This is a genomic window from uncultured Arcticibacterium sp. (assembly GCF_964021845.1).
Taxonomy (GTDB): domain Bacteria; phylum Bacteroidota; class Bacteroidia; order Cytophagales; family Spirosomataceae; genus Arcticibacterium.
The window spans coordinates 126144-139497 of sequence record NZ_CAXHZC010000007.1 but is presented as its reverse complement, the minus strand read 5'-3'; the positions used below and the strand labels follow the sequence as shown (position 1 = coordinate 139497).

Sequence of the window (13354 nt, the reverse complement as noted above, 5' to 3'; positions counted from 1 at the left end):
AAAACGTCTAGCGTTTTTACCAAAGAACTCGCAGTGAAGCCAATTGATGCCCCTTTGCAACTGTCCTACGAAAAACAGCAGTGTATCGGGCAAAAACCTTATTAATTAGTCAAGAGTTTAACGTCTTGAGTATCTTTTATTGTGTGTTTTAGAATACGGTTGTTATTTACAGCAAAAGACTCGACCGATTTTCAAGAGAAAATCGGACCGAGTCTGATGATTGGTTGAAGTATAGCTTACGCTAATTCTACTTCAGCACCAGCTTCTTCAAGCTGCTTTTTCAAAGCTTCAGCTTCGTCTTTTGCAACACCTTCTTTCACTGCTTTTGGAGCAGAATCAACTAGGTCTTTAGCGTCTTTCAAGCCTAAGCCTGCAAGATCTTTCACTAATTTCACTACTTGAAGTTTGCTTCCACCAGCTGCTTTAAGAATTACATCAAAAGTTGATTTTTCTTCAGCGGCTGCACCAGCGTCACCACCTGCAGGACCTGCTACCATTACAGCTCCACCAGCTGCTGGCTCAATACCGTACTCATCTTTAAGAATGTCAGCTAACTCGTTTACTTCTTTAACAGTAAGGTTAACTAATTGTTCTGCGAAGGCTTTTAAATCTGCCATTATTTCTAAAAATTTAAATAGTTTATATTTTGATTAAAATTAGGCGGCTTCTTTCTCTGAAAGAGTTTTAAGAATACCTGCCAGTTTGTTACCACCACTCTGCAGACCACCAATAACGGTTTTCGCAGGAGATTGAAGTAACATGATTACGTCGCCAATTAATTCGGCTTTAGATTTCAAGCTAGCTAGCATATCCAGTTGATCATGACCTATAAATAGTTCAGCGTCAATAGATGCACCTTTTAGTAAAATCGAATCCTTGTTTTCTTTCAAGAAGTCTTTGATAAGCTTGGCAGCGTCTTTCCCTGATTCAGGGTGAAACATGATGCCTGAAAAACCTGTCAAAACTGACTCTTTGAATGGCGTGTAATCTGTGTCTAGTGTTTCTAGAGCTTTCTCTATAAGAGTGTTTTTAACAACTTTATATTCTATACCTCTTTCAAAGCAAAGTCTACGTAGCTTATTAGTAGTAGCTACAGTCATTCCACTTGCGTCAGTGATATAAAAAAATGGGTTGTTAGCAAACTTCTCAGACAGATCCTGAATTATCGCTCCTTTGTCTTGTCTATTCATGATTACAATCCGTTTATTCCGGTAAGATCAACTTTTATTCCTGGGCTCATAGTACTAGACAATGTAATGCCTTTTACGTATGTTCCTTTTGCAGAAGATGGCTTCAACTTAATGATTGTTTGAATCAATTCATTAGCGTTAGCTTGTAACTGCTCAGCTCCAAAGGATGTTTTGCCAATACCAGCGTGAATAATACCAGTTTTATCAACTTTAAAGTCAATTTTACCAGCTTTTACTTCAGTAACTGCTTGACCAACATTTGGTGTTACTGTTCCTGCTTTAGGATTTGGCATAAGACCTCTTGGTCCTAAAACTCTACCTAAACGTCCCAATTTCGCCATAACAGCAGGCATAGTGATAATTACATCTATGTCTGTCCATCCTTTTGAAATTTTGTCGATGTATTCATCAAGGCCTACGTAATCAGCACCAGCGTCTTTAGCTTCTTGCTCCTTGTCAGGAGTACAAAGAACTAAAACTTTGATCTTCTTACCAGTTCCATGAGGAAGAGCCACAACACCACGAACCATTTGGTCCGCCTTACGTGGGTCTACACCCAATCGGATGTCTAAATCAACAGAAGCGTCAAACTTAGTGTATGAAATCTCTTTCAACACTGAAGTAGCCTCAGCCAAAGTATAATCCTTAGTAGAATCATATTTTTCGAGTGCTTCTTTTCTTTTTTTGCTTAATCTTGCCATTTGTTTGTTTTGGTAAATAACGCCACTGTTACGTGGCTCCCATTAATAATTTAATTAGAATGGTGCAGCACCTTTGATTCTAATACCCATATTAGCTGCACTACCTGCTACCATTTTCATGGCAGATTCAACAGTAAAACAGTTAAGATCTGGCATCTTAGTTTCGGCAATAACCTTAACTTGATCCCAAGTTACAGTTCCGACCTTTGCACGATTTGGCTGGTCTGAACCTGACTTAACTTTTGCTGCATCTTTAAGTAATACGGCTGTAGGGGGAGTTTTAATTACGAACTCAAATGATTTATCTGTGTAGTATGTTACTAACACAGGAACCACTTGTCCCATTTTATCTTGTGTTCTAGCATTAAATTGCTTACAGAACTCCATGATATTAATACCCTTAGAACCTAAGGCAGGACCAATAGGAGGTGCAGGGTTAGCTTGACCACCCTTTGCCTGTAATTTTAAGTATCCTGCGATTTCTTTCGCCATAGTTTTACTTGTTTAATATTGAGAAATACGAAATGACGAACCACAAATTAATTTCAATAACGTAAGTCACAATCAGCTATTTCCACTTAAATGCTCATTCGTTTCTCCAAAAGATCAATTCCATTCTCAGGGGAAGCCTAGCAGCTGCTTGGAAGAGCAAACTGACAAGAAAACAATTGACCTTCTGCCGTCCTAAAATCACACGATTCTTCAAACGGACTGCAAAGGTAATTTATTATTTTCTTGTACACAAGGTTATTTAGAATAAAATCCTGATAGTGACGGAGATGAAGGTGGTAGAAAAGGAAAAGCTCACTGTGGGTACAGGGAGCTTTAATATAAATGATGAAAATATGTTATGACAATTTTTCTACTTGGACGTAACTTAATTCTACCGGTGTGCTTCGACCAAATATTTTGACACTAACACTAAGTTTCTTTTTGTCTTCGTAAATTTCTTCAACGCTACCTTCAAAGGTAGAGAAAGGTCCGTCAATAACTTTCACGGCTTCTCCAACGACAAATGAGATGTTAGAATCAATAGCTTCTTCCTCAACTTCGTTTTGAACACCTAAGAATCTATTAACCTCTGAAAGTCTTAGTGGTTCTGGTTCAATAGATGAATTGCCATCTTTTCTTAAGAAGCCAATAACGCCTGGTAAGCTTTTAATCATGTGCATTACCTCTCCGTTATTTAAATCGGCCTGAATTAGCATATAGCCAGGCATGAAGTTTTTTTCACGAACACGCTTTTTACCGTTCTTAACTTCTACTATTTTTTCGGAAGGAATTAAAATCTGAGGAATAAAGTCTTTAAGATTTGCTCTTTCAGCTTCATTCTCAATGTACATTTTGATCTTCTTCTCTTGACCAGAAACAGCTCTTACTACGTACCAGTTTATTTCTTCCATAATTCTTTAGAATGATTGATAAAGTAACTTCAGACCATTGTCTATAACGAAATCAATGGCTCCAACCACTAATGCGAAAATGATAGAGGCAATAAGTACCAAAGTAGCACTAGCCTGTAATTCGCTGAATTTAGGCCATGTTACCTCATTGGTAATTTCATGCCAAGACTCTTTTACAAAACTTTGTAATTTTTCCATTTTATCAAATTAAAGCACGGGCACAAGGATTCGAACCCTGATCAACGGTTTTGGAGACCGCTATTCTACCATTGAACTATGCCCGTGTATAAAAAAAAAGTACTCCGTTTGAGGGAGTATTTGGGCTGCAAATGTAGGAAGAAAAATTACTTTATCAAATGTTTCTTCTAGCCTTTTTGTTTTGATAAGATTTTTCTTGTCACAATAATGCTAATTAGGCAGAAAAGTGAGCCTAAAATGAAGGGTGCACCAGGGAAATAAATTTCGGTATCTTTTGCGGAGAAATAGCCGAATAGTCCTAGCATGAGTGGTTGGCCTACAATGGCGGCAATACTTAACACACTTGTAAGAGCTCCTTGTAGTTCTCCCTGTTCATTTGGTTTAACTTGACTAGATATGATGCCCTGAAAGGCAGGATTAGCCAAGCCACTAAGTGCGAAGGGCACCATGATGGCATACATCATCCAGCCATGAGTCGCAAAAGCGAATGCAAGAAGACCAAGCATATTTATGGTTAGCCCAACAAAGAGTGATTTTATTTGACCTATTTTAGGTATGATGACTCTAATTAGGCCACCTTGGACAATGGCTATCATGAGACCAACAAAACCTAAGGAAAGACCTACTTGCATTTCGGTCCATTTAAATTTTTCTATAGTATAGAAAGACCAACTAGATTGAACGGCATGGCCGGCTACATAAACTAGAAATAGTGATGCAACTAAGGAAAGAATAAAGGGATAGCGTTTGAGGTTTAATAAACTACCAATAGGATTGGCTCTTTTAATATCAAATTTTCTTCGATTTTCTAGGGCTAAAGATTCGGGAAGTACGAAATAGCCATAAAGCCAATTTAAGAAAGATAATGCCGCAGATGCATAAAAGGGGAGTCTAGTGCTATAGGAACCTAAAACACCACCTAGCGTTGGTCCTATGATGAAACCTAGGCCGAATGCAGCCCCTAGAAGACCAAAGTTTTGAGCTCTTTTCTCTGGCGTACTTACATCAGCAATATAAGCGTTTGCAGTAGTGAAACTGGCTCCAGTAATGCCAGCAATGGTACGGCCTAGAAATAACCAGCCGACGGTAGGTGCGAGTGCTTGGAAAAGGGAGTCAACTCCAAAACCCAGTAAAGAAAAGAGTAAGACTTTCCTTCTGCCATATTGGTCACTTAGCCCACCTATGATAGGAGAAAATAGGAATTGCATGGAAGCATAGATCAAAACAAGGCCCATAGCATAGTGACTAGCGTCACTTATAGTTCCGCCTACTAATTCTTGGATAAGAGCAGGAATTATCGGAATTACAATGCCAATGCCTATTACATCTATAAGAACTGTTATAAAAATAAAGACAGTAGCTGCTTTTCTTGTTTTCATTTTATAGGGTGTCTTTTACACAAAAAAAGCACTCCGCAAGGAGTGCTTTTTTATATCTAAAATAATTCGAGATTATTCTATTATTTCAGTTACCTGACCTGCACCTACAGTACGTCCACCTTCACGTATCGCGAATCTAAGACCTTTATCCATAGCAATTGCATTAATCAAAGTAACTTCGATAGTTACGTTATCACCTGGCATAACCATTTCTACGTTTGCAGGTAGCATGATTTCACCAGTTACGTCTGTTGTTCTGAAGTAGAACTGAGGACGATATTTGTTAAAGAATGGAGTATGACGACCACCTTCTTCTTTAGAAAGAACGTAAACCTCACCTTTAAACTTAGTGTGTGGCTTAACAGAACCTGGCTTACAGATTACCATTCCACGCTTAATTTGAGCTTTCTCAACTCCTCTTAATAGTAAACCAGTGTTATCACCAGCTTCACCTCTATCAAGAATCTTACGGAACATCTCAACACCAGTTACAGTTGACTTCAAGTTTTCTGCACCCATACCTAAGATGTCTACAGCGTCACCAGAGTTAATTACACCAGTTTCGATACGACCAGTAGCTACTGTTCCACGACCAGTGATAGAGAATACATCTTCAACTGGCATTAGGAAAGGCTTATCAGTCGCTCTTTCCGGAAGAGGGATGAAAGAATCCACTGCTTCCATTAGTTCTTCTATAGTTTTAACCCATTTCTCTTCTCCGTTCAAGCCACCAAGTGCTGAACCTTGAATTACAGGAATGTTATCACCATCGAATTTATAGAAAGATAATAGCTCACGGATTTCCATTTCTACTAATTCAAGTAGTTCAGGATCGTCAACCATATCAACTTTGTTCATGAATACTACTAATTCAGGAACACCTACCTGACGAGCAAGAAGGATGTGCTCACGTGTTTGTGGCATAGGACCATCAGTAGCAGCAACAACAAGTATAGCACCATCCATTTGAGCCGCTCCAGTAACCATGTTTTTCACGTAATCCGCGTGACCAGGACAGTCGACGTGTGCGTAGTGACGGTTAGCAGTAGCATACTCAACGTGTGAAGTATTAATAGTAATACCACGCTCTTTTTCTTCAGGAGCATTATCAATAGATGAAAAGTCTCTTAAAGCTGAAAGTCCTTTACCTGCTAGTACTGTTGTAATCGCAGCAGTCAAAGTTGTCTTTCCGTGATCGACGTGACCAATAGTACCAATATTTACGTGAGGCTTACTACGGTCAAAATTCTCTTTTGCCATATTGTTATTAAATTAAATTATATTAAATCCGATGTAAAAATCAAAATAAAAAATCACATAGAAAAACTTCTAGTGATAAAGACCTCCTTCAAGTCAAAATGAGGAGAGCCTTCGAGCAGAATTGAACTGCCGACCTCTTCCTTACCAAGGAAGTGCTCTACCCCTGAGCTACGAAGGCTTTTTAGAGCGAGTGACGTGGTTCGAACACGCGACCTACAGCTTGGAAGGCTGTCGCTCTACCAGCTGAGCTACACTCGCATTTCTGCGTCTAAAAAACTGTGGGGGCGGATGGATTCGAACCACCGTAAGCGAAAGCTAGCAGATTTACAGTCTGCCCCATTTGGCCACTCTGGTACACCCCCAAAAATCGTAATATTTACTAGACAAAGAACTTGTTCCTGAAAAAGGAGTTGCAAAAGTAGGTCGATTTTTTGAATTGGCAAAGCATTGATTAAAAAAAACCTATTTTTTTTCAGGGTAGGAAAAATCGTTTTGGCTACTCTAGTCAAAAGAAAGTTTTAAAATCCTAATTACGAAGCATTTGCTTATAATCGTATGCCAAAACTGTATGCTTGTAAATCTTTAGCATTTATTTGATTTGATTCAAAAAGCGGTCTTAAATCATACCTAAAGAAAAATGATAAGCCACCTTTTTTTCCAATTTCGGATGTAAGGCCGTAGTTAAACCTATTAAGGTTAAATCCATCTCGTATCTTTTCTTTGTTCCCATCTAAATCTTTTGTTTTGGTATGGCTACCTATTCTATAACCCATGTAACCTCCTAAGCTTAATTTAAAACCTTGCTTTTTTGTTCCCAAACTTAAAAGCAAAGGAAGGTTTATGTAAGGCACAGTTAGTTTTGATTTTTTGGTTTCAAATTCTAATGTTTCGAAAGTGACTTGCCCATTCTGATTTATAATACCATTGCTGTTTTTGAACATGAGATTATATATGGCAAACTCTGGTCCGTAGCTAAAAGCTAGGTCGAGATTTCTGCTTTTTGAGAGCGTTGCATTTTTTCTAAATGAAAAAGCAACGTATCTGGAGCTCCAAGGTCTAAGCTTGCTTAGCTGAGATGGAACTGTGGTAGATGCATTCTTATAATTATTAAGACCTATGTAGAAACCGAAATCGCTTCGGGGGAAGAATTTGGGGCTTGTTTCAGGAGGATAGTCGTTTTGATTATCTTCGGAGTCCCAATCATCTTCATGTATGTAATCATCCTCATAGTCATCAAATTCTTCAAGAAACTTCTGTTGGGTTGCTATTCCTACAATTTGAAGTTTTTGACCCGATGGGCTAGTTACATTAAGTGTATCGCTTTGATATTTCTCATGCTGGATGTCATTCAAAATACTTTGCGTTTTTTCTTTGCTAAGACCAAGGTCGGTTAATAGTCTTTCGAGATTAAATGTAATAGGAATGTCCATTTCCTTGTTTCCGGTGCTTATAACGGTAACTCTTTTATTGAGCGAATTATCAGAAAATGAAATAATGGTGGTGTCTGCAGCTGTCCATTCCATACTGTAAGCTGTTTGGAAAGATAATAGGCTAAGTAGTACTAAAAGTTTTTTCATTTTAAAATAGCTGATGAAATAAGATTATTGCTTAGAAAGTTTTCCTTTAACCCATCTGAATCGTTCTCTAAATTGCATGGTTTCATGCCCAATAAAGCCGTCTTCATTATTGAGGATGGACTGTTCGTTTGATGCCGTAATAGCATTGAAACTTGCTTTTTCTCCATGTTTCAAATGTTTTAGTTCGGTGAATACTTTCGCCATTAAAGAACGGTCTTCCTCTAATATATCTGAACCTAGGTATTCGGCTTCTGCCAAAGTAATAGGTGAATCAGAATTTATTTCTGGTAAATATATCTCTTCTGTATCAAGTTCTGAGGCAACAATGATTATAGTCTCGCCAACACTAGTCTGAAAGAGCTCACGGGAATCTTGTAAATCTTTTGCGGCTAAATCAGCCTTTTGTTTAGTTTTTTCATCTTCAGCAGCTTGCAGAGCCAAGGTAAGTTTGTCTTGAATTAACTCGTCTGTTTCTATTAGCCCTGTTAAGCTTTTTACTGGTTTTGACTGAATTGGCTGTTGCGTAAGACTTTGCTGAGCTTTTGCCATTCTAGGTGTACTTGTCTTTTTAACACTACTTATTTTTATCACTTCTTCATTTACTACTTCTGGAGCTGGCGTTTCGTTTTCCGAAATAACCGGTGCTTTCGTTTTAGATGATTCCACAGAATGCTCCGCCAAAGCTGCATCTGGTTTAATATCAGAGCTATTATTAAGTAAAAACCAACTTAAGGTACCAATTAAGACAATTCCCGCAGCTGCGGAGAAATACCAGAAAGGTTTTCTTGAAGATTCCTCAGTGTCGATATTAGCCAAAAACTTTTCTTTAGCCTCTAGTGAGGGTTCCATTTCAAAACCAGAAAGCTTTTGGCGAAAAAGCTCATCAATGGGATGTTTTTTGTTGTTTTTAATTGAATTCATTTTTTAAGCTGTTATCCTGATTTTCTATTTTCTTTTGGAGCATTGCTCTTGCTCTGCTCAGTTGAGACTTGGATGTACCTTCCGAAATGCCTAATTGTTCTGAAATTTCGGAATGACTAAAGCCTTCAATGGCGTAGAGGTTAAAAACTGTTTTATAGCCTTGCGGCAAAGTATTTATCATGGAGAGTAAGTCTTCCGCTTCTAGCTTAGAAGAAGCTTGTGTCTCAAAATTTGAGACAGCAACGTCTTCAATCCCAACCTCTTTGGTTTTAATAGACCTTAATTTCATTAAGGCTTCGTTTACCATTATGCGTTTAATCCATCCTTCAAAACTTCCTTTGAAGTTAAACTGGTCAATTTTCTCAAAGATTTTCATGAAACCTTTGAGCATTACATCTTCTGCAGCCATTTGGTCACCCATATAACGCATGCATATACCGAACATCAAACCTGAATAGCGTTCGTATAAGTGATTCTGAGCTTTTTTGTCTCCTCGTTTTAATGCTTTTGCCAGATTGTGTTCTGAGCTAAACAAGGATAAAATTTTTGTCATAAATGGCCTGTTTCAAATTTAAGATGCACTTTTTATCTAGGATGGTTGCACGAGCTATTAAAAAAGTTTAAGTCTGTGAATCTAGCAAACTTATTTTTTGGACATATAGGATCATGTTTGAATTAAGTTTTTTGCCATCGACCCAATGAATGGTTTTAACGAATGATTTTGAGGGTAAATCGACTCTACACTACTGACCTTAGAATTATGCGTACTTTAACAAATGAGGGCATGAAGTAAGTCGGAATTCTATTAGAATTGGGCTTTAATTTCTGCACTCCTATAAAGAATTTGAAATTCAATGTAGAATTTAGGTTAAAAGGTGAGCATATTACCCCTCTGAGTTTTTAGAGGGGTTAATATTTTAAATAGTATTTATTTTAGTTTAAAAGCCTCGTTTTAAGTAGTCTTATCAAAGCAGATAGTATTGTTTTTTATATTTGGCACGGTAATTGAAAATAGATTACTTATAAAACTCGTGCAAAATGAAAAAACTTACCATACTGGCTTTGGCTATCTCTTTATTTACTCTTGGTGCTTGGACTTCTGAAAAAGATGTCAATACTGTAAAATTTTATAGTGGTACCTATGATAACTTCCTTCGTTCGGCCAAAAAACAACATAAACCAATCATATTAGATTTTTGGGCTTCATGGTGTGGACCTTGTAAAAAGATGGATAGAGAAACCTTTTCAAATCCTGATTTAGCGGAGTACTTGAATGAGAATTATCTGGTTTATAGAGTGAATATAGATTCGGAAGACGGTAAGGCAATTATAGAACGTTTTGGTGTCAAAGAATTTCCAACGCTTTTGGTAGCTGATTATAAAGGAAATGAGGTGACAAAACTAAAAGGGTTTTATTACCCGAATTATTTAACAAAAACATTGGATGGTTTGGATGAGTCTCATAGACTTTTGGGTTCTTCAAAGAAAGAACAATATGTAATGAACTAACGTAGCTTTTCGATATAAACACTTAAGCCAACCAGTCTGGTTGGCTTTTTTTTTGCAAAAAAATAAATCTCGTTTAAAGACCTGTTATTTTTGCAGCATGAGTTTACAAAATGATTTGCTCTTAAGAGCGGCCAAAGGAGAAGAACAAGAAAGAGTACCCGTGTGGGTAATGAGGCAGGCAGGTAGAATATTAAAAGAATACCGTGCGGTAAGAAAAACAGCGGGCAGCTTTATTAACTTGGCCAAAAGTCCTGAAATGGCAGCAGAAGTAACACTGCAGCCAGTTGATATTTTAGGCGTAGATGCAGCAATTATATTTTCGGATATCTTAGTGGTGCCTGAGGCTATGGATTTGCCATATGAGATGGTAGAAAAGGTAGGGCCTATTTTTAGAAAGACCATTAAATCTAAGGCTGAGGTTGATGCTCTTAATACGAATGATATAGAAGACAGGCTTTCTTATGTGTTAGATGCTATTAAATTAGTTAAAACAGGATTGTCTGAAAGAGTTCCTTTGATAGGTTTTGCTGGAGCTCCCTTTACTATTTTCTGTTATATGATAGAAGGGAAGGGTTCTAAGACATTCTCTGAAGCAAAGAAAATGCTTTACACGGAGCCTGAATTGTCACATCAGTTATTGCAGAAAATTACAGATGTAACCATAACTTATTTGAAAGCCCAGGTGGCTTGCGGAGCTAATTTGGTTCAGGTTTTTGATAGCTGGGCTGGGATACTATCGCCAAGTCAATACGCCGTTTTTGCTACACCTTATATTTCTCAAATATGTAAGGCTATTAATAATGTTCCAGTAACTGTTTTTGCCAAAGGTGCATATTTTGCTAGAGAGGAAATAGGCCAGTTAGACTGTAATGTAGTAGGAATGGACTGGAACATGGATATTACGGAGTCTAGAAAGTTAATACCAAATAAGACTTTGCAGGGTAATTTAGATCCCTGCGTGCTATACGGCTCTTTCAAAGAAATAGAAAAAGAGACTACCGAAATGCTAAATAAGTTTGGCAAGCAGAAGTATATCGCCAATTTAGGGCACGGGGTATATCCTGACATGAATCCAGATAATGTGAAATGTTTTATAGATACAGTGAAGGCTTGGTAACGCAATCAAGGGTTTTACCTTTTAAAAAGATGTACAAGAATGAAGTACGTAATTTATATTTTCCTTTTTTCGACTTTTGCCTGCGTTCGGACTGTTCCCAGTGGGGGTGAAAGCAACGTTGAAAAAGAAAGTTTTCGTGGGATTCATAAGAAGATAGCAATCTTACCTTACGAAAGCCTTGAACAAAAGCAGTTTTTTGTCACGCTTGCGGAGCAGGTAAGCAAGGGTAGACAGGAGGTATCGGTTCAAAGTTATATAGAGACCAATAGAATTTTAAAGGATAAGGGCATAGAAAAAGAGGGTTTTGATTCTAGTGAGCTCGGTCGGGTTTTAGGAGTTGACGCCATCATTATTTGTAAGTCTTCTTTGGAAGAGTCTGTGGGTGGAAGAGATGCCGTTACAACAGTGTTTTGCTCAATTTATGATACTAAGACCTTAAAGCTTGTTTGGAACGAAAAAACAGAGGTAAGTAGTAAATATAATTTAGGAGAAGTTCGCCCGTCGATGCTTCGTAGGGGGATTCTGACATTAGTTAAAGAACTTCCGTATTAATTTTTTGGCTTTTAAGGCAGAGTCAAGCTAGCTGATCGTTTGATTTATGAAAATTCAAATAGTAAGTTTGATTTCGTTGAGAACCTTTTTATATTTTTAGTTAATTGTTTATCAGTAGTTTATATTTATTTGGGCTTTGGTGAATCCAAAGTGTCATTTAAACTAAACTATTATGAATAGAAATTTTATCATATGTTTCATATTGACCATCTCTTTTTCGGCCTGTCAAAGGAGATTTAATAAAGTTGTTGAATACCCAACGAGCCTTCAAGAGTCTTATATTGTTAATCAAGATACGCATATAGGGAAGGTGGCCGTGCTTCAAAGCAAGACAATGCCTTACGCATTTTCAGAAGAAAAAAATCAATGGTATGAATCAAGTCTATTAAGACCTAGTTACCTTCAAAGGGAGTTGTTTATTGGTTTGGCAAAGAGAGTAGCAGAGGGTAAGCTTGATTTGGCACTTCAGAGTTTTTTAGAATCTAACTCAAAAGTAAAGCGTCATAAATTACAATATTCCAGCTTGTCGAGAGCCGATAGGGTTTATATTGGAAATACGTTGGATGTTGATGGCTTGATAGTTTGTGAGTTTTATGACGGCGTAAATGATTGTGACTGGATTGAAAACTATGATGAAATTGAACGTATAGAGAAAATAGTCTTTTATATTTCCATGTTCGATGCGAGAAATGGCAAGTTGGCTTGGAGAGAAAAAACAACTGTTTCTGTAAATGGGAGATCCAATAAACTTGGAAATTTGGTCTCAGGTAATATTAGTTCTCTTTTGAAAGATTTACCTCGAAGGGTGGAGAGGGCTGGTGGCTACAAAGAAATAACTTTTTTATAGAAGCTTTTGAAGTATATATTAGATACAACAAATATGTGCATAAAAGCGTATTAATAAGTATGAAAAGAATATTGACGGCTTTAGTGGTTCTTACTTATATAGTGACAAGCTGTGCTTCAAATGCTCCATATGTTTCGGCAGATGTGCAGAGTGCTATTTCAAGGCATCAAAAAATTGCGGTACTTCCTTTTGAAGTAAGCTTTAATGAGGAATATAAGCAGAATAGACGAGGACGAACTGGTGCTGAGTATTGGCGAGAGCAAGAGAGGTTAGCAGGTTTAGATATGCAGAAGGAGTGTTTTATTTCTGTTGCGAAACAAGTAGAAAAAGGGAAATTTGAAAAAGTAGTTCAGGATTTCTTAACTACAAATAGGCTTTTGGAGTCTTCAGGTGTTAAAATTTATGACATACCTAAATTAGATAAAGGAGACTTATGCCGTGTGCTTAATGTGGATGCTGTAGTTTGGGGAGAAACGAGTATTGTGGTTAATCCACCCTTTGGCTTTAGTGCTTTACCTGGCGGAGCAACTACTTATGGGAATTTATACGACGGAAGAACAGGCGAGTTACTATGGCAAAAAAAGTTGAGCCAAAATCCAACTAGCAGAATGGATACGCCGCAAAGACTTGGTGCAGAAACGGCAAGGCAATTGGCGAAAATTTTGCCTTATAATGGAAGACGTTAGGAGCTTTAATAATA

The 13354-nt window shown here is 37.5% G+C and carries 16 protein-coding genes and 4 tRNA genes; 5 read left to right on the top strand and 15 right to left on the bottom strand.

The genetic code is table 11. From position 1 onward, the window contains the following. Positions 1–236 precede the first annotated feature (236 nt). From rplL to AADJ06_RS18160, 15 genes are all read right to left on the bottom strand, one after another. Entirely contained in the window at positions 237–617 is a 381-nt protein-coding gene (rplL, locus tag AADJ06_RS18230) for a 50S ribosomal protein L7/L12 (RefSeq protein WP_341227923.1), read from the bottom strand. A 39-nt stretch (positions 618–656) separates the two neighbouring features. Next, on the bottom strand, positions 657–1190 hold the full coding sequence (gene rplJ / locus AADJ06_RS18225) for a 50S ribosomal protein L10 (RefSeq protein WP_341227922.1): 534 nt from the start codon (positions 1188–1190) through the stop codon (positions 657–659). A gap of 2 nt (positions 1191–1192) precedes the next feature. After that, on the bottom strand, positions 1193–1891 hold the full coding sequence (rplA, locus tag AADJ06_RS18220) for a 50S ribosomal protein L1 (RefSeq protein WP_341227921.1): 699 nt from the start codon (positions 1889–1891) through the stop codon (positions 1193–1195). 54 nt (positions 1892–1945) lie between these two features. Further along, on the bottom strand, positions 1946–2383 hold the full coding sequence (rplK, locus tag AADJ06_RS18215; protein WP_341227920.1) for a 50S ribosomal protein L11: 438 nt from the start codon (positions 2381–2383) through the stop codon (positions 1946–1948). A 356-nt stretch (positions 2384–2739) separates the two neighbouring features. Further along, positions 2740–3294 (bottom strand): transcription termination/antitermination protein NusG, encoded by a 555-nt coding sequence (nusG, locus tag AADJ06_RS18210; RefSeq protein ID WP_341227919.1) that lies wholly within the window; start codon positions 3292–3294, stop codon positions 2740–2742. 6 nt (positions 3295–3300) lie between these two features. After that, positions 3301–3492 carry a preprotein translocase subunit SecE gene (gene secE / locus AADJ06_RS18205; protein WP_111372623.1) on the bottom strand — a complete coding sequence of 64 codons (192 nt, stop codon included), beginning with the start codon at positions 3490–3492 and terminating at the stop codon, positions 3301–3303. Between the two features lie 15 nt (positions 3493–3507). Continuing rightward, positions 3508–3578: transfer RNA gene (locus AADJ06_RS18200), tRNA-Trp, on the bottom strand. A gap of 81 nt (positions 3579–3659) precedes the next feature. Continuing rightward, complete coding sequence (locus AADJ06_RS18195; RefSeq protein ID WP_341227918.1) at positions 3660–4871, bottom strand: TCR/Tet family MFS transporter; 1212 nt, start codon at positions 4869–4871, stop codon at positions 3660–3662. Between the two features lie 72 nt (positions 4872–4943). Further along, positions 4944–6131: an elongation factor Tu gene (gene tuf / locus AADJ06_RS18190; RefSeq protein WP_341227917.1), complete on the bottom strand. Its 1188-nt coding sequence runs from the start codon at positions 6129–6131 to the stop codon at positions 4944–4946. A gap of 106 nt (positions 6132–6237) precedes the next feature. Further along, positions 6238–6309, bottom strand: a tRNA-Thr gene (locus AADJ06_RS18185). 7 nt (positions 6310–6316) lie between these two features. Further along, positions 6317–6389, bottom strand: a tRNA-Gly gene (locus AADJ06_RS18180). Between the two features lie 21 nt (positions 6390–6410). Next, a tRNA-Tyr gene (locus AADJ06_RS18175) sits at positions 6411–6493 on the bottom strand. A 183-nt stretch (positions 6494–6676) separates the two neighbouring features. Beyond that, positions 6677–7708, bottom strand: coding sequence for a porin family protein (locus tag AADJ06_RS18170; protein ID WP_341227916.1), 1032 nt, complete (start codon positions 7706–7708; stop codon positions 6677–6679). A 24-nt stretch (positions 7709–7732) separates the two neighbouring features. Continuing rightward, complete coding sequence (locus AADJ06_RS18165; protein ID WP_341227915.1) at positions 7733–8629, bottom strand: hypothetical protein; 897 nt, start codon at positions 8627–8629, stop codon at positions 7733–7735. Next, positions 8616–9182 carry a sigma-70 family RNA polymerase sigma factor gene (locus tag AADJ06_RS18160; protein WP_341227914.1) on the bottom strand — a complete coding sequence of 189 codons (567 nt, stop codon included), beginning with the start codon at positions 9180–9182 and terminating at the stop codon, positions 8616–8618. The genes AADJ06_RS18165 and AADJ06_RS18160 overlap by 14 nt, the downstream gene beginning before the upstream one ends. 485 nt (positions 9183–9667) lie before the next feature. Here AADJ06_RS18160 and AADJ06_RS18155 point away from each other — a divergent pair, with 485 nt between their 5' ends. From AADJ06_RS18155 to AADJ06_RS18135, 5 genes are all read left to right on the top strand, one after another. Beyond that, complete coding sequence (locus AADJ06_RS18155) at positions 9668–10138, top strand: thioredoxin family protein (RefSeq protein WP_341227913.1); 471 nt, start codon at positions 9668–9670, stop codon at positions 10136–10138. A 97-nt stretch (positions 10139–10235) separates the two neighbouring features. After that, positions 10236–11255 (top strand): uroporphyrinogen decarboxylase, encoded by a 1020-nt coding sequence (hemE, locus tag AADJ06_RS18150; RefSeq protein WP_341227912.1) that lies wholly within the window; start codon positions 10236–10238, stop codon positions 11253–11255. 39 nt (positions 11256–11294) lie between these two features. Continuing rightward, the gene (locus tag AADJ06_RS18145; protein ID WP_341227911.1) at positions 11295–11807 is read left to right on the top strand and encodes a hypothetical protein; all 513 of its coding nucleotides are present in this window, start codon (positions 11295–11297) and stop codon (positions 11805–11807) included. A 172-nt stretch (positions 11808–11979) separates the two neighbouring features. Then, positions 11980–12654, top strand: coding sequence for a hypothetical protein (locus tag AADJ06_RS18140; RefSeq protein ID WP_341227910.1), 675 nt, complete (start codon positions 11980–11982; stop codon positions 12652–12654). 59 nt (positions 12655–12713) lie between these two features. Further along, the gene (locus tag AADJ06_RS18135; protein ID WP_341227909.1) at positions 12714–13340 is read left to right on the top strand and encodes a hypothetical protein; all 627 of its coding nucleotides are present in this window, start codon (positions 12714–12716) and stop codon (positions 13338–13340) included. The last annotated feature ends 14 nt before the right edge of the window (positions 13341–13354 follow it).

Bases quoted from the DNA above. Each gene is read 5' to 3' on its own strand.
- rplL (WP_341227923.1), bottom strand. From the start codon at position 617: ATGGCAGATTTAAAAGCCTTCGCAGAACAATTAGTTAACCTTACTGTT.
- rplJ (WP_341227922.1), bottom strand. From the start codon at position 1,190: ATGAATAGACAAGACAAAGGAGCGATAATTCAGGATCTGTCTGAGAAG.
- rplA (WP_341227921.1), bottom strand. From the start codon at position 1,891: ATGGCAAGATTAAGCAAAAAAAGAAAAGAAGCACTCGAAAAATATGAT.
- rplK (WP_341227920.1), bottom strand. From the start codon at position 2,383: ATGGCGAAAGAAATCGCAGGATACTTAAAATTACAGGCAAAGGGTGGT.
- nusG (WP_341227919.1), bottom strand. From the start codon at position 3,294: ATGGAAGAAATAAACTGGTACGTAGTAAGAGCTGTTTCTGGTCAAGAG.
- secE (WP_111372623.1), bottom strand. From the start codon at position 3,492: ATGGAAAAATTACAAAGTTTTGTAAAAGAGTCTTGGCATGAAATTACC.
- AADJ06_RS18195 (WP_341227918.1), bottom strand. From the start codon at position 4,871: ATGAAAACAAGAAAAGCAGCTACTGTCTTTATTTTTATAACAGTTCTT.
- tuf (WP_341227917.1), bottom strand. From the start codon at position 6,131: ATGGCAAAAGAGAATTTTGACCGTAGTAAGCCTCACGTAAATATTGGT.
- AADJ06_RS18170 (WP_341227916.1), bottom strand. From the start codon at position 7,708: ATGAAAAAACTTTTAGTACTACTTAGCCTATTATCTTTCCAAACAGCT.
- AADJ06_RS18165 (WP_341227915.1), bottom strand. From the start codon at position 8,629: ATGAATTCAATTAAAAACAACAAAAAACATCCCATTGATGAGCTTTTT.
- AADJ06_RS18160 (WP_341227914.1), bottom strand. From the start codon at position 9,182: ATGACAAAAATTTTATCCTTGTTTAGCTCAGAACACAATCTGGCAAAA.
- AADJ06_RS18155 (WP_341227913.1), top strand. From the start codon at position 9,668: ATGAAAAAACTTACCATACTGGCTTTGGCTATCTCTTTATTTACTCTT.
- hemE (WP_341227912.1), top strand. From the start codon at position 10,236: ATGAGTTTACAAAATGATTTGCTCTTAAGAGCGGCCAAAGGAGAAGAA.
- AADJ06_RS18145 (WP_341227911.1), top strand. From the start codon at position 11,295: ATGAAGTACGTAATTTATATTTTCCTTTTTTCGACTTTTGCCTGCGTT.
- AADJ06_RS18140 (WP_341227910.1), top strand. From the start codon at position 11,980: ATGAATAGAAATTTTATCATATGTTTCATATTGACCATCTCTTTTTCG.
- AADJ06_RS18135 (WP_341227909.1), top strand. From the start codon at position 12,714: ATGAAAAGAATATTGACGGCTTTAGTGGTTCTTACTTATATAGTGACA.